Annotated in this window: 20 protein-coding genes; 15 read left to right on the top strand and 5 right to left on the bottom strand. The window is 71.2% G+C overall.

Features of this window, described 5'->3' with window-relative positions; genetic code table 11:
* Positions 1-305: 305 nt before the first annotated feature.
* Genes LE548_RS23470 through LE548_RS23460 form a run of 3 tightly spaced genes read left to right on the top strand, consistent with a single transcriptional unit; the run spans position 306 to position 3,169 of the window.
* Positions 306-1,418 carry a type III polyketide synthase gene (locus LE548_RS23470; RefSeq protein WP_263636487.1) on the top strand — a complete coding sequence of 371 codons (1,113 nt, stop codon included), beginning with the start codon at positions 306-308 and terminating at the stop codon, positions 1,416-1,418.
* Between the two features lie 7 nt (positions 1,419-1,425).
* Complete coding sequence (locus tag LE548_RS23465; protein WP_225098916.1) at positions 1,426-2,640, top strand: cytochrome P450; 1,215 nt, start codon at positions 1,426-1,428, stop codon at positions 2,638-2,640.
* A 7-nt stretch (positions 2,641-2,647) separates the two neighbouring features.
* Positions 2,648-3,169, top strand: a complete 522-nt coding sequence (locus LE548_RS23460) for a cupin domain-containing protein (RefSeq protein ID WP_225098915.1) — start codon at positions 2,648-2,650, stop codon at positions 3,167-3,169.
* On the opposite strand, the gene LE548_RS23455 is transcribed toward LE548_RS23460, so the two are convergent.
* Positions 3,166-4,395, bottom strand: a complete 1,230-nt coding sequence (locus tag LE548_RS23455; RefSeq protein WP_225098914.1) for an acyl-CoA dehydrogenase family protein — start codon at positions 4,393-4,395, stop codon at positions 3,166-3,168. The genes LE548_RS23460 and LE548_RS23455 overlap by 4 nt on opposite strands.
* A gap of 181 nt (positions 4,396-4,576) precedes the next feature.
* On the opposite strand from LE548_RS23455, the gene LE548_RS23450 reads away from it, so the two are divergent.
* Entirely contained in the window at positions 4,577-5,221 is a 645-nt protein-coding gene (locus LE548_RS23450; protein WP_225098913.1) for a TetR family transcriptional regulator, read from the top strand.
* 4 nt (positions 5,222-5,225) lie between these two features.
* On the opposite strand, the gene def is transcribed toward LE548_RS23450, so the two are convergent.
* On the bottom strand, positions 5,226-5,771 hold the full coding sequence (gene def / locus LE548_RS23445) for a peptide deformylase (RefSeq protein ID WP_225098912.1): 546 nt from the start codon (positions 5,769-5,771) through the stop codon (positions 5,226-5,228).
* A 149-nt stretch (positions 5,772-5,920) separates the two neighbouring features.
* On the opposite strand from def, the gene LE548_RS23440 reads away from it, so the two are divergent.
* The 11 genes from LE548_RS23440 to LE548_RS23390 all read left to right on the top strand — a co-directional run bounded on the left by LE548_RS23440 (position 5,921) and on the right by LE548_RS23390 (position 17,945).
* Positions 5,921-7,159, top strand: coding sequence for a MurT ligase domain-containing protein (locus LE548_RS23440; RefSeq protein WP_225098911.1), 1,239 nt, complete (start codon positions 5,921-5,923; stop codon positions 7,157-7,159).
* Positions 7,160-7,188: 29 nt separating this feature from the next.
* A complete protein-coding gene (locus LE548_RS23435; RefSeq protein ID WP_225098910.1) occupies positions 7,189-7,917 on the top strand; it encodes a type 1 glutamine amidotransferase in 729 nt (242 codons plus the stop codon).
* A 212-nt stretch (positions 7,918-8,129) separates the two neighbouring features.
* A complete protein-coding gene (locus LE548_RS23430) occupies positions 8,130-9,155 on the top strand; it encodes a 6-phosphofructokinase (RefSeq protein ID WP_225098909.1) in 1,026 nt (341 codons plus the stop codon).
* A 102-nt stretch (positions 9,156-9,257) separates the two neighbouring features.
* Entirely contained in the window at positions 9,258-10,208 is a 951-nt protein-coding gene (locus LE548_RS23425; RefSeq protein ID WP_225098908.1) for a cytochrome c oxidase assembly protein, read from the top strand.
* Between the two features lie 70 nt (positions 10,209-10,278).
* Positions 10,279-10,467 carry a hypothetical protein gene (locus tag LE548_RS23420; RefSeq protein WP_225098907.1) on the top strand — a complete coding sequence of 63 codons (189 nt, stop codon included), beginning with the start codon at positions 10,279-10,281 and terminating at the stop codon, positions 10,465-10,467.
* 38 nt (positions 10,468-10,505) lie between these two features.
* Positions 10,506-10,991, top strand: a complete 486-nt coding sequence (locus tag LE548_RS23415) for an Lrp/AsnC family transcriptional regulator (RefSeq protein WP_225098906.1) — start codon at positions 10,506-10,508, stop codon at positions 10,989-10,991.
* Positions 10,992-11,152: 161 nt separating this feature from the next.
* Complete coding sequence (gene ddaH / locus LE548_RS23410; protein ID WP_225098905.1) at positions 11,153-11,962, top strand: dimethylargininase; 810 nt, start codon at positions 11,153-11,155, stop codon at positions 11,960-11,962.
* Entirely contained in the window at positions 11,962-13,194 is a 1,233-nt protein-coding gene (gene rocD, locus LE548_RS23405) for an ornithine--oxo-acid transaminase (RefSeq protein ID WP_225098904.1), read from the top strand. Before ddaH ends, rocD begins: the two co-directional genes overlap by 1 nt.
* 156 nt (positions 13,195-13,350) lie before the next feature.
* The gene (locus LE548_RS23400; protein ID WP_225098903.1) at positions 13,351-15,807 is read left to right on the top strand and encodes a SpoIIE family protein phosphatase; all 2,457 of its coding nucleotides are present in this window, start codon (positions 13,351-13,353) and stop codon (positions 15,805-15,807) included.
* A gap of 96 nt (positions 15,808-15,903) precedes the next feature.
* Positions 15,904-17,133, top strand: a complete 1,230-nt coding sequence (locus LE548_RS23395) for a PP2C family protein-serine/threonine phosphatase (protein WP_225098902.1) — start codon at positions 15,904-15,906, stop codon at positions 17,131-17,133.
* An 86-nt stretch (positions 17,134-17,219) separates the two neighbouring features.
* On the top strand, positions 17,220-17,945 hold the full coding sequence (locus LE548_RS23390) for a 1-acyl-sn-glycerol-3-phosphate acyltransferase (RefSeq protein ID WP_225098901.1): 726 nt from the start codon (positions 17,220-17,222) through the stop codon (positions 17,943-17,945).
* A gap of 66 nt (positions 17,946-18,011) precedes the next feature.
* Here the strand turns inward: LE548_RS23390 and LE548_RS23385 are convergent, their stop codons facing one another.
* The 3 genes from LE548_RS23385 to ureG form a co-directional block, all read right to left on the bottom strand.
* Positions 18,012-19,610 carry an alpha/beta hydrolase gene (locus LE548_RS23385; protein ID WP_225098900.1) on the bottom strand — a complete coding sequence of 533 codons (1,599 nt, stop codon included), beginning with the start codon at positions 19,608-19,610 and terminating at the stop codon, positions 18,012-18,014.
* A 141-nt stretch (positions 19,611-19,751) separates the two neighbouring features.
* Positions 19,752-20,510, bottom strand: coding sequence for an urease accessory protein UreD (locus tag LE548_RS23380; protein ID WP_374116166.1), 759 nt, complete (start codon positions 20,508-20,510; stop codon positions 19,752-19,754).
* The gene (gene ureG / locus LE548_RS23375) at positions 20,507-21,184 is read right to left on the bottom strand and encodes an urease accessory protein UreG (RefSeq protein ID WP_225098898.1); all 678 of its coding nucleotides are present in this window, start codon (positions 21,182-21,184) and stop codon (positions 20,507-20,509) included. The genes LE548_RS23380 and ureG overlap by 4 nt, the downstream gene beginning before the upstream one ends.
* Between the last annotated feature and the right edge of the window lie 12 nt (positions 21,185-21,196).

Here is a 21,196-nt window from a genome sequence, read left to right as displayed (position 1 = left end):
TTCGACCCCGTTTCGGGTGCAGGTGCGCCGTGACTCGTCGCGCCCACGCTCGGGGCTGCCCAGAGCCTGCTCCGCCGGTCGCTGCCCGCACCGACGCCGTCCGTCGGCCGTCAGGTCGCAACCGTGTCCGTCGGGGGCCCGGCGGCCGGCCGGGATCACCCTGTCCGTCGCGCTGTTCTCCCCCGCGCGACGTGCGGCTTCTTCTCCGACCCCGACATGGTGTCCCCGGTCTGGAGTAGTCCGGCGAGAGATCGCCGCCCTGACGGGTGATCGTGGGTGGACCACCTCCTGAGGTGAACCACCTTCTGACCGGCGGGCGAAGGCCTTCCGGACGGCGAAAGCAGGCACGGTTCATGGCGACTTTGTGCAGACCGGCGGTGTCGGTTCCGGAACACGTGATCACGATGGAGGAGACGCTGGAGCTGGCGCGCTCCCGCCACGCGGATCATCCACAACTGCCGCTCGCGCTACGGCTGATCGCGAACACGGGCGTCAAGACCCGGCACATCGTGCAGCCCATCGAGGAGACCCTCAAGCACCCCGGCTTCGAGGAGCGCAACAAGCTCTACGAGGCCGAGGCGAAGGCCCGGGTCCCCGCGGTGATCCAGCGGGCGCTCGACGACGCGGAACTCCTCACCACCGACATCGACGTGATCATCTACGTCTCGTGCACGGGCTTCATGATGCCCTCGCTCACGGCGTGGCTGATCAACGAAATGGACTTCGACCCCACCACGCGACAGCTGCCCATAGCCCAGCTGGGCTGCGCGGCCGGCGGCGCGGCGATCAACCGCGCCCACGACTTCTGCTCGGCCTACCCCGACGGCAACGCGCTCATCGTGGCCTGCGAGTTCTGCTCGCTGTGCTACCAGCCCACCGACCTGGGCGTCGGCTCGCTGCTCTCCAACGGCCTGTTCGGTGACGGCATAGCCGCAGCCGTGGTCCGCGGCACGGGCGGCACCGGCATCGAGCTGGAGCGCAACGGCTCGTACCTGATCCCGAAGACCGAAGAGTGGATCATGTACGACGTCCGTGCGACCGGCTTCCACTTCCTGCTCGACAAGCGGGTGCCGGCCACCATGGAGCCGCTCGCCCCGGCGCTGCAGGACCTCGCGGGCCTGCACGGCTGGGACGCGTCCGACCTGGACTTCTACATCGTCCACGCGGGCGGGCCGCGCATCCTCGACGACCTGAGCAAGTTCCTCCGGGTCGACCCGCACGCGTTCCGGTTCAGCCGGGCCACCCTCACCGAGTACGGCAACATCGCCTCCGGCGTCGTGCTGGACGCGCTGCGCCGGATGTTCGACGAGGGCGGCGCCGAGCACCGGGCACGCGGGCTGCTCGCCGGGTTCGGACCCGGCATCACCGCGGAAATGGCGCTGGGCCGCTGGCGCGGCTCCGACCGAGAAACGGCATGAGTACGGCATGACGGAAGAGACGCTCACCGAGACCCTGCCCCCGATCCGGCACTGGCCGGCGCTCGATCTGACCGGGACGGACTTCGACCCGGTGCTGAGAGAGCTGATGAGCGAGGGACCGGTCACCCGCATCCAGCTGCCCAACGGCGAGGGCTGGGCGTGGCTGGTGACCCGGTACGACGACGTACGCATGGTGACCAACGACGCCCGCTTCAGCCGCGAGGCCGTCATGGACAAGCCGGTCACCCGGCTGGCCCCGCACTTCATCCCGGACCCGGGAGCGGTCGGCTTCCTCGACCCGCCCGACCACACCCGGCTGCGCCGCTCGGTGGCGCCCGCGTTCACCACCAAGGGCGTGGAGCGGGTCCGGGAGAAGGCCCGGGCCATGCTGGACGAGCTGATCGACGAACTCCTCCAGGACGGGCCGCCGGCCGATCTCACGGCCACGATCCTCAGCCCGTTCCCGATCGCGGTGATCTGCGAGATGATGGGCGTCCCGGCCGCCGACCGGCACGTCATGCACACCTGGACGCAGCTCATCCTGTCCTCCTCGAACGGCAAGGAGGTCAGCGAGAAGGCCAAGCGAGAGATGGCCGCCTACTTCTCCGACCTCATCGGGCTGCGCGAGAACAGCACGGGCGAGGACGTCACCTCACTGCTCGGCGCCGCCGTCGGCCGGGGCGAGATCACCCTGGAGGAGGCCGTGGGGCTGGCCGGGCTGCTCCAGATCGGCGGCGAGGCGGTCACCAACAACAGCGGCCAGATGTTCTATCTGCTGCTGACCCGCCCCGACCTGGTGGACCGGCTGCGCGCGGAGCCGGAGATCCGCCCGAAGGCGATCGACGAGCTACTGCGCTGGATCCCGCACCGCAACGCGGTCGGCCTGTCCCGCATCGCCCTGGTGGACGTGGAGATCCGGGGCGTGCGGATCCGCGCGGGCGACGCGGTGTACAACTCCTACCTGGCCGCCAACCGCGACCCGGACGTCTTCCCCGACCCGGAGACGATCGACTTCTCGCGCAGTCCCAACCCCCATGTCTCCTTCGGTTTCGGCCCGCACTTCTGCCCCGGCAACATGCTGGCCCGGCTGGAGGAGGAACTCATGGTGGACGCCCTGCTGGACCGGATTCCGGGCCTCAGACTGGCCGTACCGCCGGAGCAGGTGCCCTTCAAGAAGGGTGCGCTGATCCGGGGGCCCGAGGCCGTACCGGTGACCTGGTGAGCAGCCGATGACCTGGACCGAGGGACTCCTCGTACCGCCGGGCCACGGCCGTGTCGTCGAGACACCGGCCCAGCGGGTGACGTTCAAGGTCACCGGCATGCACTCGCGGATGGCCTCCACCTTCGAGGTGGAGGTCCCGCCGGGTTTCGACGTGGGTGCGCATGTGCACACGCGCAGCGAGGAGCTGTTCTACGTCCTGGAGGGCGAGCTCGACGTCCTCGCCTTCGAGCCGCTCGTCCGCACGCCCGACAACTGGCAGAAGTGGCAGTCGAGTTCGGGCAACAGAGTGGTCCGGGCGACCCAGGGTACGGTGATCGTCGTACCACCCGGTTGCCCCCATGCGTTCGCGAACCCGACGGACACGCCGGCGAAGATGTTCTTCCAGGCGAGTCCGCCGCCGGATCACGAACGCTACTTCGAGGAGCTGCTGGAGATCCTGGGGAACGGGGGCCCGCCGGACCAGGAGGCGATCGAGGCGCTGCGGGCCACGTACGACATCGAGCAGCTGACGCCGCTCAAGCACCGTTAGCGCAGGGGCATGCCCGAGAGGGTGCGGGCGATGACCAGGCGCTGGATCTCACTCGTGCCCTCGAAGATGGTGTAGATGGCCGCGTCCCGGTGCATGCGCTCGACGGGGTATTCACGGGTGTAACCGTTGCCGCCGAGGATCTGGATGGCCTGGGCGGTGACCTTCTTGGCCGTCTCGCTGGCGAACAGCTTCGACATGGAGCCCTCGGCGGCGGTGAACGGCTTGCCGTTGACCGCCATCCAGGAGGCGCGCCAGACCAGCAGCCGGGCCGCGTCGATCTGGGTCCGCATGTCGGCGAGCTGGAAGGCGACGCCCTGGTTGTCGATGATCGGCCGGCCGAACTGCTCGCGGGTCTTCGCGTAGTCCAGGGCGACCTCGTACGCGGCGCGCGCGGTGCCGACCGCCATCGCTCCGACGGCCGGGCGGGACGCCTCGAACGTCGCCATCGCCGCGTTCTTCACACGCTCACCGCCGCCGGCCTTCGCCCTCTCGCGGGCGCGGGCGAGGCGCTCGTCCAGCTTCTCCTTGCCGCCGAGCAGGCAGGAGCCGGGGACCCGGACGTTGTCGAGGATCACCTCGGCGGTGTGCGAGGCGCGGATGCCGTGCTTCTTGAACTTCTGGCCCTGCGCGAGACCGGGGGTGCTCGGCGGGACGATGAAGGAGGCGTGGCCCTTGGAGCCCAGCTCCGGGTCGACGACGGCGACGACGACGTGGACGTTGGCAATGCCACCGTTGGTCGCCCAGGTCTTCGTGCCGTTGATCACCCACTCGTCCTTCGCCTCGTCGTACACGGCACGCGTGCGCATGGAGGCGACGTCGGAGCCGGCGTCGGGCTCGGAGGAGCAGAACGCGGCGACCTTGACATCGTTCTGGTCGCCGTACATCTGCGGGATCCAGGTGCCGATCTGCTCCTCGGTTCCGTTGGCGAGCACGCCCACGGCGGCGAGCCCCGTGCCCACAATGGAGAGGGCGATGCCCGCGTCGCCCCAGAACAGTTCCTCCATCGCCATCGGGATACCGAGCCCGGTGGGGTCGAAGTACTGCTGCGCGTAGAAGTCGAGGGAGTAGATGCCTACCTTCGCGGCCTCCTGGATGACCGGCCAGGGAGTCTCCTCGCGCTCGTCCCACTCGGCGGCCGCGGGGCGGATCACGTCGGCGGCGAAGCCATGGAGCCAGTCCCGGACTTCCTTCTGTTCGTCGTTCAGCTCCATGGTGAACTCGGCCATGTCCCCTCCAGCGGCGGCAGTACGTCTCACCAGCGATGTTACTAGCGGTAACCCGAGTCTGTTACCCACGGGTAGGAAAAGTCAACCGGCGATGACGCCTCGGCATCCCGTTCGATGTCAGGGGCACAGTCAGTGTTAGTTTGCGCAGGCGTCACCGAATCAGCACGGGTGGGGAGAAGACATGGACACCACACAGCGGACCGGGCAGCAGCAGTCCGCCGACCGCCGACGGCGCGAGCTGCTGGAGGCCGCGGACCGGGTGGTGCTCCGGGACGGCCCGCAGGCGTCGATGAACGCGATCGCGGCCGAGGCCGGGATCACCAAGCCGATCCTGTACCGCCACTTCGGCGACAAGGGCGGGCTGTACGCGGCCCTCGCCAAGCGGCACACGGACGCGCTGCTCGCTTCCCTGCGGGCGGCGCTGGACGCTCCCGCGGACCGGCGCGAGCGGGTCGAGTCCACGCTGGACACCTACCTCGCCGCGATCGAGGCGCGTCCTCAGGTGTACCGGTTCCTGATGCACCCGGCGGAGGGCAGCACGGGCGGCGACCAGGGCTTCGACGTCGGCAAGCACTCCGCTCCGCTGCTGCGGCGGATGGGCGAGGAGCTGGCCCAGGTCATCGAGGAGCGGGTGGACCTCGGTCCGGACAGCCAGCAGCTCGCGCGGGTGTGGGGGCATGGGATCGTCGGGATGATGCACGCGGCCGGGGACTGGTGGCTGGGGGAACGGCCCTGCGCCCGGGCCGAGTTGGTGCGGTCTTTGGCGGACCTGCTGTGGGGCCGTCTGGCGGCGGCCGGGGACAGGATCGGCGGTCCCGGGTTCTAGGCGGTCAGGCCTGCCTGCTCCAGGAAGCCCGGGAGATCTGCCTCGACAGTCTCCGCTTGCGCCACCCCGTGACGTGGTCCGCGTACACCCGGCCCTCCAGGTGGTCGCACTCGTGCTGAAGGCAGCGCGCGAAGAACCCCGTGCCGTGCACGGTGACCGGCTCCCCCGTCGCCGTGACACCCTCGACCACCGCGTGGTCGTACCGCTGCGTCCCCGCCTCCAGCCCCGGCAGGGACAGGCAGCCCTCGGGGCCGCGGATCACCACACCGTCCGTCTCCACCAGGCGGGGGTTCACGATGTGGCCCAAGTGACGTACGTCATCGTCGTCGGGGCAGTCGTACACGAACACCCGCAGCGGCACCCCCACCTGATTCGCCGCCAGACCGACCCCCTGCGCCGCGTACATCGTGGCGAACAGATCCTCCACGAGGTCCGCCAGCTCGGCGCCGAATTCGGTGACTTCCCGGCATTGCTCGCGCAGCGCCGCTTCGCCGAGCAGGGTGAGGGGCCGGACTCGCCCGCGGGCGCCCGGAATGGAACCGTGTCGCATGGCCGCAAGGGTACGGTTCGTTCGACCCACGCCCTCGCCCAGGTGTGGGCGCGATTCGGGTGTGCGAAGGGATCTCGATAGGCTGAGGTCCACACCACGCTGCCGGATGGCCCCAGGCGCGGCGCGTACGCAAGGAGGATCGAGAACTGATGGCAGGCAACTCGGACCCGCTCACGCCGCGGGCCAAGCTGGCCGTGACCGCGGGCAAGGCGGTCGCTGCGGCATCGCGCGCCGCGGGACGCGGCAGCGGGTCGGTGATCGGTGGCCGGGTCGCGCTGAGACTCGACCCCGACCTGCTCGCCCGGCTCGCCCAGAACCTGGACGTCGTCCTGGTCTCCGCCACCAACGGCAAGACCACGACGACCCGGCTGATCGCCGAGGCGCTGCGTGCCGCCGGCCCGGTCGTGTCCAACGCGCTCGGCGCCAACATGCCGGCCGGCATCACCTCCGCGCTGGCGGGCGGCTCGGACGCGAAGTTCGCGGTCATCGAGGTCGACGAGAAGTACCTGGCCGGTGTGGCCCGGGACACCGACCCGAAGTGCATCGCCCTGCTCAACCTCTCCCGCGACCAGCTCGACCGCGCCGCCGAGACCCGGATGCTCGCCGAGAACTGGCGCGAGGGCCTCGCCGGCTCCAAGGCCGTCGTCGTCGCCAACTGCGACGACCCGCTGGTGGTGTGGGCCGCCTCCTCCTCCCCGAACGTGGTCTGGGTCGCCGCCGGGCAGATGTGGAAGGACGACGCCTGGTCCTGCCCGTCCTGCGGTGGCGTGATGCAGCGCCCCGGCGACGACTGGTACTGCGGCGAGTGCGGCTTCCGCCGGCCCCAGCCGACCTGGGCGCTGTCCGGGGACCACGTCCTCGACCCGCACGGCTCCGCGTGGCCGATCCATCTGCAGCTCCCGGGGCGCGCCAACAAGGCGAACGCGGCCAGCTCCGCCGCCGTGGCCGCCGTCTTCGGGGTGCCGCCGCAGGTCGCCCTGGAGCGGATGTACCAGGTGCAGGCCGTGGCCGGCCGCTACGACGTCGTGCAGTTCCTGAACCGTGATCTGCGGCTGCTGCTGGCCAAGAACCCGGCCGGCTGGCTGGAGACGTTCTCCCTGATCGACCAGCCGCCCGCGCCGGTGATCCTCTCCGTGAACGCCCGCGGGGCCGACGGCACCGACACCTCCTGGCTGTGGGACGTCGACTACACCCGGCTCACCGGCCACCCGATCTTCGTGATCGGCGACCGCAAGCTGGACCTCGCCGTCCGTCTGGAGGTCGCGAACCAGCACTTCCAGGTCTGCGACACCCTCGACCAGGCCGTGCAGATGTGCCCGCCCGGCCGGATCGAGGTCATCGCGAACTACACCGCTTTCCAGGACCTGCGCCGCCGCGTCGGCAACTGATCTTCTGATCCTCGAAGGGCGATCACCTCATGAGCGACAACCAACTGCGGCTGGTGTGGGTCTACCCGGACCTGCTGAGCACCTACGGCGACCAGGGCAACGCGCTCGTCGTGGAGCGCCGGGCCCGGCAGCGCGGCCTGGACGTGGCCCGCCTGGACGTGCGCAGCGACCAGCCGATCCCGACCTCCGGCGACATCTACCTGATCGGCGGCGGCGAGGACCGTCCGCAGCGGCTCGCGGCCGAGCGGCTGCGCCGGGACGGGCATCTGTACCAGGCCGTGCAGAACGGCGCGATCGTCTTCTCGGTGTGCGCCGGCTACCAGATCCTCGGCCACGAGTTCATCAACGACCTCGGCCAGCGCGAGCCGGGCCTCGGTCTGCTCGACGTGGTGTCGGTGCGCGGCGAGGGCGAGCGGTGCGTCGGTGACGTGCTCGCCGACATCGACCCGCAGCTCGGCCTGCCCCAGCTGACCGGCTTCGAGAACCACCAGGGCGTCACCCACGTCGGCCCGAACGCCCGCCCGTTCGCCCGGGTGCAGATCGGCAAGGGCAACGGCACCGGGGACGGCACGGAGGGCGCGTACAACGGGACCGTCTTCGGTACGTACATGCACGGCCCGGTCCTCGCCCGCAACCCGCTGATCGCCGACCTGCTGCTCAAGCTGGCGCTCGACGTCAATGCGCTGCCGCCGATCGACGACCGCTGGTACGAGGCTCTGCGGGGCGAGCGCATCGCGGCCGCGCAGCAGCCTGCGTAAGGCTCCTTCCAGGGACACTGCAGGGCCTTTCCAGCGTCTGTCGGCACGATGGTTCCGAGCCCGCCTGACGGACCGTCCGCTCATATGCGCGGGCGCGTCCAGCAGGCGGACGCCTGCTACGGAGCGACCCCCTCACGCCGGTAGGGTGGCCGGGAATCCGCCGGACAACGTGGTCCGGTCACCCGGCCCACGTTGAGAAGGTATTTCGGGCTATGCGCATTGGTGTCCTCACGTCCGGCGGCGACTGCCCCGGCCTGAACGCCGTCATCCGGTCCGTCGTGCACCGTGCCGTCGCCGACCACGGCGACGAGGTCATCGGTTTCCGGGACGGCTGGAAAGGCCTCCTGGAGTGCGACTATCTGAAGCTCGACCTCGATGCCGTGGGCGGCATCCTGGCGCGCGGCGGCACCATCCTCGGCTCCTCCCGGGTCCGCCCGGAGCACTTGCGCGACGGGGTGGAGCGGGCCAAGGGCCATGTCCAGGAGCTCGGCCTGGACGCGATCATCCCGATCGGCGGGGAGGGCACGCTGAAGGCGGCCCGGCTGCTGTCGGACAACGGGCTGCCGATCGTGGGCGTGCCCAAGACCATCGACAACGACATCGCCGTCACCGATGTCACCTTCGGCTTCGACACGGCCGTGACCGTGGCGACGGAGGCCCTGGACCGGCTGAAGACCACCGCCGAGTCGCACCAGCGGGTGCTGATCGTGGAGGTCATGGGCCGGCACACCGGCTGGATCGCGCTGCACTCCGGCATGGCGGCCGGCGCCCACGCCGTCGTCGTACCGGAACGGCCCTTCGACATCGAGGAGTTGACGAAGAAGGTCGGCGAGCGGTTCGCGGCGGGCAAGCGGTTCGCCATCGTGGTCGCGGCCGAGGGCGCCAAGCCGAAGACCGGCACGATGGAGTTCGACGAGGGCGGCAAGGACATCTACGGCCACGAGCGCTTCGCCGGCATCGCCCGGCAGCTGTCGATCGAGCTGGAGCAGCGGCTCGGCAAGGAGGCGCGGCCAGTCATCCTCGGGCACGTCCAGCGGGGCGGCACGCCGACCGCGTACGACCGGGTGCTCGCCACGCGCTTCGGCTGGCACGCGGTGGAGGCCGTGCACCGGGGCGAGTTCGGCCGGATGACGGCGCTACGCGGGACCGACATCGTGATGGTGTCGCTGGCGGAGGCCGTGGAGACGCTGAAGACCGTTCCGGTGGAGCGGTACGACGAGGCGGAGTGCGTGCTGTAGTTCGCCTGCGAACAACCTGCCCCCGGTCACGGCCGTGACCGGGGGCGGTTCTACTCTGGGGGCGGACAACTCGCACAACCCCCACGAATCAGGAGCCGCCGGATGGATCACAGCGGGCACGGCATGATGATGGATCTGCCGCCGTTCACGCTGGGGCGGGGGCTGGAGTGGTCCGCCGACCCGTTCTTCCTCATCGCGTGCCTGCTCGGGCTCGGGCTGTACGGGTGGGGTGTCGTACGGCTGCGGCGGCGCGGGGACGCGTGGCCGGCCGGCCGTACGGTGTCGTACGCCGTCGGTGTGCTGACCGTCGCGGTGGTGATGTGCACCAAGCTGAACGACTACGGCATGGTCATGTTCAGCGTGCACATGGTGCAGCACATGATCATCAGCATGCTGTCGCCCATACTGATCCTGCTCGGCGCCCCGGTCACGCTGGCGCTGCGCGCGCTGCCCGTCGCCGGCAAAGGCCGCAAGGGGCCGCGCGAGCTGCTGCTGGCGCTGCTGCACAGCCGCTACATGCGGATCATCACGCACCCGGCGTTCACGATCCCGATGTTCATCGCGAGCCTGTACGTGCTGTACTTCACCCCGCTGTTCGACTTCCTGATGGGGTCGAAGGCCGGGCACATCGCGATGATGGTGCACTTCTTCGCCGTGGGCATGGTGTTCTTCTGGCCGATCATGGGCGTCGACCCGGGCCCGCACCGGCCCGGGTACGTGATGCGCATGCTGGAGCTGTTCGCGGGCATGCCGTTCCACGCGTTCTTCGGCATCGCGCTGATGATGGCGTCGGCGCCGATGGTGAGCACCTTCGAGCACCCGCCCGCCTCGCTCGGCATCGACGCGCTGTCCGACCAGAACGCCGCGGGCGGCATCGCCTGGGCGTTCAGCGAGGTCCCGTCCGTGCTGGTGCTGATCGCGCTGCTGTTCCAGTGGTATCGCTCCGAGCAGCGGCAGGCCAGGCGCACGGACCGGGCCGCGGACCGGGACGGCGACAAGGAGCTGGAGGCGTACAACGCCTACCTGGCCTCGCTGAACGCGCGCAAGGGCTAGGCGGAGCCATCCCCTCCGGGCGGGATCCGGGGCACCATGGTCGTGGACGGACCATGAGGAGGGTGTCGCGATGCCCGGTTCCACGAACGGTACGAACGGCTCCACCAACGGCTCCACCAAGGCGATGGGGGCGCTCACGGTCGGCGGGCTCGTCGCCGTGACCGCCTACACGGTCGCGCTCGGCAGCAACGGCTGGCTGTGGTTCGGCTGGGTGGTGCTGGGTCTGCTGACCCTCGCCATGGTCATCACGCCGTCCTAGGCCGTCTCGCGGCGGGCGTGGCTGATTACAGTGCCCGCATGAACAGCAGGACCGCCTCCTTCGACGATCTCGACCGCAAGATCATCACCGCGCTGATGGCGAACGCCCGGACCAGCTTCGCCGAGATCGGCGCGGACGTAGGGCTGTCGTCCACCGCCGTCAAACGACGCGTGGACCGGCTGCGCGAGACCGGGGTGATCACCGGGTTCACGGCCACGGTCAAGCCGTCGGCGCTGGGCTGGCGCACGGAGGCGTACGTCGAGGTGTACTGCGAGGGCGCGGCCCCGCCCCGGCGGCTCGCGGAGGTCGTACGGAACCATCCGGAGATCACGGCGGCCATGACGGTCACGGGCGGCGCGGACGCGCTGCTGCATGTCCGGGCCCGGGACGTGGAGCACTTCGAGGAGGTGCTGGAGCGCATCCGCACCGAGCCGTTCATCCGGAAGACGATCAGCGTGATGGTGCTGTCCCACCTCCTGCCGGAGAGCCCGGAAGCGGGCGCCACCCAACCGGCCCCGGAATGAGGCGCGGGCGCGGAAGTATGCGCAGCACTTCTGCGTGATGTCGAGCGACGACGCATCGATGCTGCGCATGCACGCAGCTTTTCGCACTTGTCGTCCGTGGATCTCCGTTCCTACCGTTGTGTCACCCGTCAGTGACACACAGGAACCGGAGGAAACCCTCTGTGCCCGAAAGCCGTGTGCCGCGTTCCCGGCGTTTTCTCGTCTGTGAACCCAGACATTTCGCCGTCAGCTACGCGATCAATCCCTGGATGCATCCCGACCGACCGGTCGACGTGGATCTCGCCCAGGAGCAATGGCAGGCGCTGATGCGCGCCTATCGCACCCACGGTCACACCGTCGAGTCGATCGAGCCGGTGCCCGGCCTGCCCGACATGGTCTTCGCCGCCAACGCGGCCTTCGTCGTCGGCGGCCGGGTCTTCGGCTCGCTGTTCCACGCACCCGAGCGCCGCCCCGAGTCGGTGCACTACGACACCTGGTTCAAGACGGCGGGCTACGACGTGTACCGCCCGGAGGCGGTGACCGAGGGCGAGGGGGACCTGGTGTGGACGGGCCGGTACGTGCTCGCCGGCACCGGGTTCCGCACCACCCGCGAGGCGCACCGGGAGGCGCAGGAGTTCCTCGGCCACCCGGTGATCGGCCTGACCCTGGTGAACCCGTACTTCTACCACCTGGACACCGCGCTGTTCGTCCTCGACGACGACAACATCTGCTACTACCCCGAGGCGTTCTCGGCGGGCAGCCGCGAGGTGCTGCGCCGCCTGTATCCGGACGCGGTGCTCGCCGGCCGCGACGACGCGATGGCGTTCGGCCTGAACTCCGTGTCCGACGGCCGCAATGTCTTCATCGCCCCGCAGGCCGAGGCGCTCGCCGACAGTCTCGCCGACCACGGTTACGTCCCCGTCCCCGTCGACCTTTCGGAGTTCCACAAGGCCGGCGGTGGCATCAAGTGCTGCACCCAGGAGATCCGCTGATGACCGCGCCCACCCGTGTATCCGCGCCGACGCGTACGTCCGCCGACCTGATCCGCGCCGAGGAACCGGTCCTCGCGCACAACTACCACCCGCTGCCCGTGGTCGTCGCCCGGGCCGAGGGCGCCTGGGTCGAGGACGTCGAGGGCCGGCGTTACCTCGACATGCTCGCCGGCTACTCGGCGCTGAACTTCGGCCACCGTCACCCGGCGCTGATCGAGGCCGCGCACCGCCAGCTGGACCAGCTCACGCTGACCTCCCGCGCCTTCCACAACGACCGGCTCGCCGAGTTCGCCGAGCGGCTCGCGGGGCTGACCGGGCTGGACATGGTGCTGCCGATGAACACGGGCGCGGAGGCCGTGGAGAGCGCCGTGAAGGTGGCCCGCAAGTGGGCGTACGACGTCAAGGGAGTCCCGGACGGACAGGCGACGATCGTCGTCGCGGCGGAGAACTTCCACGGCCGTACGACGACCATCGTCAGCTTCTCCACCGACGAGACGGCCCGCGGCGGCTTCGGCCCGTTCACGCCCGGCTTCCGGATCGTGCCGTACGACGACCTGGCCGCGCTGGAGGAAGCGGTCGACGACACGACGGCTGCGGTGCTGATCGAGCCCATCCAGGGCGAGGCCGGCGTCGTCATCCCCTCCGCCGGCTATCTCGCCGGGGTGCGCGAGCTGACCCGGCGCAAGGGCTGCCTGTTCATCGCCGATGAGATCCAGTCGGGCCTCGGCCGCACCGGCCGCACCCTCGCCGTCGAGCACGAGGACGTCGTGCCGGACGTGCTGACGCTCGGCAAGGCACTCGGTGGCGGCATCGTGCCGGTGTCGGCGGTGGTGGCCCGGCGCGAGGTGCTGGGCGTGCTGCACCCGGGCGAGCACGGCTCCACCTTCGGCGGCAACCCGCTCGCGGCGGCGGTCGGCACGGCCGTGATCGGCCTGCTGGAGACCGGCGAGTTCCAGCGGCGGGCCGCCGAGCTGGGCGTGGTCCTGCGCGACGGACTCGCCGAGCTGGTCGGCGCCGGCGTGGTCGGCTTCCGGGCGCGCGGGCTGTGGGCGGGCGTCGACATCGACCCGGCGATCGGCACCGGCCGTGAGATCAGCGAGCGGCTGATGCGGGAGGGGATCCTGGTCAAGGACACCCACGGCTCCACCATCCGGCTGGCGCCCCCGCTGACCGTCACCGCGGAGGAGTTGCGCTCGGCGCTGGCGGCGCTGGCGAAGGTGCTGGGTTCGTGACCTGAGGGGCGGGGGCGGGGGCGGGCGCCTGTCATGCTCCGGTCCCGCCCTCCGCCCGCCGTCCCACGTGGCCCACTGCCCGTCCCGCCCGGCGCCCCGAGGGTGAAGATTGAGCCAGGAGGGGGTAGACCACTCTCAGCGACAGAGAGGCCGACGGTGGGCACTCACGAGAAGCGGGACGCTGCCCGGCAGCGGTTCGACGTGGCCGATGCCGCGCCCCTGCTGCTCGACGCGCAGGGCGTGGTGACGAGCTGGACCCGCGATGCCCAGCGGCTGCTGGCGTACCCGGCGGCCGAGGTGGTGGGCACCGAGGTGACCGGTCTGCTGTCCGCCGAGGACGCCACGCGGGTGCCCGAACTGGCCGCGCGGTGCCGCAGGGACGGCGGCTGGGCGGGGCTGCTGACCGCGCGGCGCAAGGACGGGCAGCCGGTCCGGGTGATGGTGCGGGTCACTCCCGCGATGGAACCCGGCGGCGCGCCGCACTGGCTGGTTCTGCTCTCCGACGTCTCCGGGGCACGCGGCTGGGACATGAGCCGTGCGGTGCTGGAGCAGATGGTCACCGACTCCCCCGTCGGCATCGCCATCGTGGACACGGATCTGCGGTGCGTGTGGTCGAACGCGGCCCTGGAGCGGTACGGCGGCGGCTCCCCGCGGGAGCGGCTGGGGCGGCGGCTGGGGGAGATTCAGCCGGGCATCGACTTCGGCGGCATCGAGACTCAGATGCGGCGCGTGCTGGAGACCGGCCGGCCGGTGGTCGGGTACGAGCATGTGGGCCAGGTGCGGTCCGCGCCGCACCGGGAGACGGCGCACATGATGTCGTTCACCCGCCTGGACGACGACCAGGGCCACCCGATGGGCGTGTACTACACCGTCGTCGACATCACCGACCGGCACCGGGCCCGGCAGCGCCTCGCCCTGCTCGACCGGGCCGGCGAGCAGATCGGCCGCAGCCTGGACATCGTGCGCACCGCGCAGGAACTGGCCGACGTGGCCGTGCAGGACTTCGCCGACTTCGTCAGCGTGGACCTGCTGGAGTCCGTGCTGCGGGGCGCGGAGCCCGAGCAGCCGGGCGACACGGACCGGGTGCCGCTGCGGCGCGCCGGGCAACAGTCGGTGAGCCCGGGGGTCCCGGAGTCCGTCGTCGGGATCGGCGAGGTGGCCACCTATTTCGCCGGCTCGCCCCCGATCCGCTGTCTGACCACGGGCCGCTCCTGGCGCGAGGAACGGCTCGATCCGCTGGCCAGGGAGTGGGCCACGGACATCCCGGACGGCCGGGCGGCGACCTTCCTGGACCTGGGCCTGCACAGCGTGCTGATCGTGCCCGTCAGCGCGCGGGGCGTCACGATGGGGGTCACCACCTTCTTCCGGGGCCACCGGCAGGACCCGTTCGACGAGGACGACCTGAGTCTCGCCGAGGACCTGGTGTCCCGGGCGGCGGTGTGCGTGGACAACGCCCGCCGCTACACCCGCGAGCGGGACGCGGCCCTGGTCCTGCAGCGCAGCCTGCTGCCGCAGCGGCTGCCCGAGCAGGCGGCGGTGGAGGTGGCCGCCTGCTACCGGCCGGCCGACGAGCTGACCGGCCTCGGCGGCGACTGGTACGACCTGATCCCGCTGTCCGGTGCGCGCGTCGCCCTCGTCGTGGGCGAGGTGCCGGGGCACGGGATCGACGCCGCCGCGGCCATGGGGCGGCTGCGCACCGCCGTACGCACCCTCGCGGCGCTCGATCTGCCGCCCGAGGAGGTCCTCGCCCATCTCGACGACCTGGTGGCGCGCACGGCCGACGAGGAAGGCCTGCCGCTTGCGGACACGGTGGCCGGCGGTGCGGAGTCGGTGGGCTCGGGATGTCTGTACGTCGTCTACGACCCGGTCGCCGGGCAGTGCGCGATGGCCGCCGCGGGCCATCCGGCGCCCGCCGTCGTCCTGCCCGACGGTGCCGTCAGCTTCGTCGATCTTCCGCAGGGGCCGCCGCTCGGGGTGGGCGGTGCCCCCTTCGAGGCGGTCGAGCTGTCCCTGGCCGAGGGCAGCACGCTGGCCCTGCACACCGACGGCCTGCTGGCCCACGCGTACGACAACGGAACGGCCGACGCGGACCGCGGCCGGCTGCGCCGCGCCCTGGAGCGGTACGGCTCCTCGCTCGATCAGGCCTGCCGGACCGTGATCGACACCCTGGTCCCGGCCCGGCCGCACGACGACGTGGCCCTCCTGCTGGCCCGCACCAGGCTGCTCGGCACGGACCGGGTCGCCGACTGGGAGCTGCCCCCCGACCCGGCCGCGGTCTCCGAGGCCCGCAAGGACGCCGCCCGGCAACTGGACGAGTGGGGCCTGGAGGAACTGGCGTTCACGACCGAACTGGTCGTGAGCGAGCTGGTCACCAACGCCATCCGGCACGCCGAGGGCCCCATCCGGCTCCGGCTGATCAGGAACCGGACCCTGATCTGCGAGGTCACCGACGGCAGTGCCACCGCGCCCCATCTGCGCCATCCGCGCGCCACGGACGAGGGCGGCCGCGGACTGCTGCTGGTCTCCCAGTTCTCCCAGCGCTGGGGGACCCGCTTCGTACCCGGTGGAAAGGTCATCTGGGCGGAGCAGTCCCTGACGGAGCCGCCCGTCTGACGTGCGCGGCACGCGGGGACGCCGTATGACAGAGAACAACGGCTGGCAGAGGAAGACGGCGGGAACCGGCGTGATTCCGGCGGATGGGTGGCAGCCATGGACGACACGGCCATCGACTACGCGGCGGTGTTCCAGGCGCTGCCGGGCATGGTGGCGCTGCTGACGCCCGGTCTGGTCTTCGCGGACGCCAACGCGGAGTTCCTGAAGGCGGCCAGGCGCACCCGCGATCAGGTGGTGGGGCGCCGTCTCTTCGACGTCTTCCCTGACAATCCGAACGACCCCGGCGCGTCGGGCATGCGCAATCTGGCCGCTTCGCTGACGCGGGTCGCGGCCACCGGCGAGCGGGACACCATGGCCCTGCAGCGCTACGACGTCGAGAACCCCGACCGGCCCGGGGAGTGGGAGGAGCGCTACTGGAGCCCGGTCAACGCCCCGGTCTTCGGCCCGGAGGGCAAGGTGACGCTGCTGGTGCACCGGGTGGAGGAGGTCACCGAGCTGATCCGGGCCCGCGGCGGTCCCACCGGAGGCCGGACCCGGGTCCTGGAGGCCGAGCTGTTCACGCGCGCCCGCGAACTGCAGGAGCTCAACGAGCGGCTGCGCCAGGCCCACGCCCGCGAGCGCGAGGTGGCCCTCGCCCTGCAGGAGGCCATGCTGCCCGCCTGCCGGCAGGTCGGCCACCATCGTGTCGCCGTGCGGTACCGGCCCGCGGTCGGCGCGCTGAACGTGTGCGGGGACTGGTACGACCTCGTCGACCTGGTCGGCGGCAACCGCATCGGGGTGTCCGTGGGCGACGTGGTCGGCCACGGCCTGGCGGCCGCCGGGGTCATGGGCCAGCTGCGCAGCGCGCTGAGCGCCGCCTCCCGGGTGGCCATGGGGCCGGGCGAGGCCCTGAACATCCTGGGGCGGTACGCGAGCGTCGTCGACGGCGCCGAATCGGCCACCGCCGTCACGACGTTCATCGACTTCGACGACCACACGATCAGCTACAGCAGCGCCGGACATCCGCCGCCCGTCCTCGTCCACCCCGACGGCCGCACAGAGTTCCTCGACCAGGCCACCGACCCGCCGCTCGACGCCCGCCCCGACCCGATGCCCCGCCCCCAGGCCGTGACGGACTTCGCCGAGGGCGCCACCCTCGTCCTCTACACCGACGGCCTGGTCGAACGGCGCGGCGAGGACATCGACGCCGGTCTGGCCCGCCTCGCCGACTCCCTCGCACGCCACCGCGAGGAGGACCCCGAGAGTCTCGCGGACGCCGTTCTGCTGGAGTTGCTGCCGCCCGGGGGCGCCACCGACGACACGGCACTGGTCATCGTGCGGTTGTGACGGACGCGCGGACGGGCATGAGGGGGGTGCGGGGCGGTTACGTATGACTCACATATGACTGCGCCTGGCGGAGTGAGGGGCGAGCCGTGTTCTATTACCTGCTCAAGTACGTGCTGCTGGGCCCCCTGCTGAGGCTGGTCTTCCGGCCGCGCATCGAAGGCCTGGAGCACGTGCCGGCGTCGGGCCCGGCCATCGTCGCGGGGAACCATCTGTCCTTCTCCGACCACTTCCTGATGCCGGCGATCCTCAAGCGCCGGATCACGTTCCTGGCGAAGGCGGAGTACTTCACCGGCCCGGGGCTCAAGGGCCGGCTGACCGCGTTCTTCTTCCGCAGCGCCGGCCAGATCCCGGTGGACCGCTCGGGCAAGGAGGCGGGCCAGGCGGCGATCCGCGAGGGGCTCAAGGTACTGGGCAAGGACGAGTTGCTCGGCATCTACCCGGAGGGGACGCGGTCGCACGACGGGCGGCTGTACAAGGGCAAGGTCGGTGTCGCCGTGATGGCGCTGACGGCCGGCGTGCCGGTCGTGCCCTGCGCGATGATCGGCACGTTCGAGGCCCAGCCGCCCGGCAAGGTCATCCCGAACGTCCACCCCGTCACCATCCGCTTCGGCAAGCCCCTCGACTTCTCCCGCTACGCCGGCATGGAACAGCAGAAGGCGATCCTGCGGGCCGTCACCGACGAGATCATGTACGCGATCCTGACGCTCTCCGAGCAGGAGTACGTCGACGAGTACGCGGCCGTCGTCAAGGACCGGCAGACCGCGCAGAAGGGTGAGAAGGAACGCAGGTTCCCGCGGGCGCCGCTCAGTTGACGGCCGTTGCACGAGTGAGGGGCGGCCGGAAGATCCCGGCCGCCCCTGGTCACCGTACGGAACCGGTCACGGCTTGGGCGTGGCGTGCGGGCCGCAGGTCACGTCCGCGCCGTCCAGCTTGCCGTCGATCAGGTAGGCGTCGACACGCTGGTTGATGCAGGGGTTGACCAGGCCGGTCACACCATGGGAGCCCGCGTCCTTCTCGGTGATCAGGCGGGAGCCCGCGAAGCGCTTGTGCAGGTCGACGGCGCCCGGGTACGGGGTGGCGGCGTCCCGGGTGGACTGCACGATCAGCACCGGCGGCAGGCCCTGGTGGGTCGTGACGTGGACCGGCGTCTGCTGCTTGACCGGCCAGGTGGCGCACGGCAGGTTCATCCACGCGTTGGCCCAGGTCATGAACGGGTACTGCGCGTTGAGCCGGGTGTTGTCCCGGTCCCACTTCTTCCAGCTGGTGGGCCACTTGGCGTCGGTGCACTCGACGGCCGTGTAGACGGCGTTGCCGTTCTCCGCGGAGATGTTGCCCGCGGTGTTCGACAGGTCGGGGGCGGCCGCGTCGACCAGCGCCTTGGTGTCACCGGCGACGTACTTGCTGAACACCGTTGCGACCGGCACCCACGAGGAGTCGTAGTACGGCGCGTTCTGGAAGTAGGAGATCAGCTCGGCCGGGCCGACGACCCCGCCGATGGGGCTCTTCTTGGCGGTGGCGCGCAGCTGGAGCCACTCGGCCTGGACGGCGGCGCGGGTGGTGCCGAGGTGGAAGGCCGCGTCGTTCGCGGCGACCCAGTCCTCCCAGTCCTTCCAGCGGCCCTCGAAGGCGATGTCCTGGTTCAGGTTGGCCTGGTACCAGATGTTCTCGCGGGCCGGGTCGACCACGCTGTCCACGATCATGCGGCGCAGGTGGCCCGGGAAGAGGGTGCCGTAGACGGCGCCGAGGTAGGTGCCGTAGGAGACACCGAGATAGTTGAGCTTCTTCTCACCCAGGGCCGCTCGGATGACGTCCAGGTCGCGGGCGGTGTTGGGCGTGGTCATCTGCTGGAGCATCGTACGGCCGGTGCGCTCCAGGCAGCCGTCCGCGTACTGGCGGGCCAGCTTGCGCTGGGCCGTCTTGTCCGCCTCGGAGTCCGGCACCGGGTCCATCTTCGGCGCTTTGACGAACTCCTGCGGATCCTCGCAGGAGATGGGCGCGGAGTGGCCGACGCCGCGCGGGTCGAAGCCGACGAAGTCGTAGGCCTTGGCCACGTTCGCCCACAAGGGGTTCTTGGTGGTGACGCGGCGCGGGAACCGCATACCCGAGCCGCCGGGGCCGCCCGGGTTGTAGACGAGCGCGCCCTGGCGCTCGGCCTTGGTCCCCGTGTTGCCGATGCGGTCGACGGCGAGCTTGATCTGCTTGCCGTACGGGTGGGCGTAGTCGACGGGCACACTGACCCAGCCGCACTGGATGGGCTTCTCCAGCCCCCAGCCGGCCGGGCAGTCCTGCCAGTCGATGCCCGCCTCGGCCGCGCGGGCGGCGGCGATCGCGGCGCCCTTGGCCTCCCGGTCCTGGCTGGGCCGGCCGGCGGCGCTGGCCGCGGGCGCGGACACGGCGCCGGCGATCAGGGTGGCGGTGACGAGTGCTCCGGCCGAACCGAGCGCCAGCAGGCGGCTCTTCGGTCTGTTGTCCCTCAAGTGGGCCCTCCCCCTACATCAGGATCACTGCGAGTGGTCAGTTCGAGGGATCCTCTCGGCTGTGAGCAGCCTGAGAACAGGGGGGCGCCGGTCATCTTTACCAATCCGATAACCGGACGATCATGTTCGGGCCGCGAACTGTCAGTCGAACCTGGCCAGTGCCTCGTCCAGGATGCGTCGCAGGCGCAGGGCGTCCGGGGCCACCGCGCCGAGCAGTGCTGCCGGGCCCGCCAGCGGCATCAGCGCGGCACACTCCCCCAAGGCCTGCGCCCGGACCGGTTCCTGCGCGAACTCCGGCCGTACGACAACCAGTTGCCCCACCGCGCGCTGCCCCGCCAGCACGGCCGGGCCGTCCCAGCCGCCCGGTGCCCCAGGTCCGCAGGCCAGCTCCTGGTCCAGCACCGTCCGGCCCGCGATCCGTACCGTCAGGCGGCTGGTGAGCCGGCCGGGCTCCTCGCCGGACCGGCCCAGCACCTGTTCCTCGCGCAGCACCAGACGTGCGCCGGCGGTGAGTTCGGCGTGGGTGGTGACGCACAGGTCGCTGCCGCCGGCCGAGATCAACTGCTCGGGCAGCCAGCGCAGTTCGGCGCCGTCGGCGACGTCGAGCCGGACGTCGTAGCGGGCCTCGGCCTTGGTCTGGCCCGGCAGGGCGATGGTGGCGGCGGCCGATCCGACGTGCAGCCGGGCGCCCTCCGCGACGCTCGCCGTGAGCGCGAGGCGGTCGCCGCCGAGCGGGCCGCTCATCGCACCGACGACCAGCACCCTGGCCTCGCCGCCGGCGGACCGGGTGCGGCGCAGGGCCAGCGGCCCCTCGCCGTCCAGCACGGGCAGCACGGTGCCGCCGCGACCGTCGGGCCGGGCGACGATCCGCGCGTGCGCCCTGACGCCGGTGGCGGTCACGCCGTCCACGCGGCGAGCCGCTCCCGCACCCAGGCGGCGACGTCGGCGGCCCCGCGCTCCTCGCGCAACGACTGGAAGACCACCGGGAGTTCGGCCCGCTGCGCCTTGGCGTCGGCGGCCATCCGGGTCAGGTCGGAGCCGACGTACGGGGCGAGGTCGGTCTTGTTGACCACGAGCAGGTCGGCGGTGGTGACGCCGGGGCCGCCCTTGCGCGGGATGTCGTCGCCGCCGGCCACGTCGATCACGAAGATCTGCGCGTCCACGAGCCCCTTGGAGAAGGTCGCGGTGAGATTGTCGCCGCCGGACTCGACGAGGATCAGGTCCAGCGGTCCGACCGCGTCCTCCAGGTCCTCCACGGCTTCGAGGTTGGCGGAGATGTCGTCGCGGATCGCGGTGTGCGGGCAGGCGCCGGTCTCCACGGCGGTGATCCGCTCGGGCGGCAGCACGGCCTCACGGAGCAGGAACTCGGCGTCCTCGCGGGTGTAGATGTCGTTGGTGACGACGGCGAGGGACAGCTCGTCGCGCAGCGCACGGCACAGCGCGGCGACGGTCGCGGTCTTCCCGGACCCGACGGGCCCGCCGAGCCCGATGCGCAGGGCGCGGCGCGAGCCGTCGGGCCGGTGCGCGTCCGCGCTGACGGCGGCGGGGCCGGAGTGGATGTGATCGAGGTGCATGTACGGCTCCGT

The sequence above is a fragment of the Streptomyces sp. CoH27 genome, assembly GCF_020181035.1.
GTDB lineage: Bacteria > Actinomycetota > Actinomycetes > Streptomycetales > Streptomycetaceae > Streptomyces > Streptomyces camelliae.
Note: the sequence above shows the minus strand (reverse complement) of the source record. Positions and strands in the feature narration are given on the sequence as shown.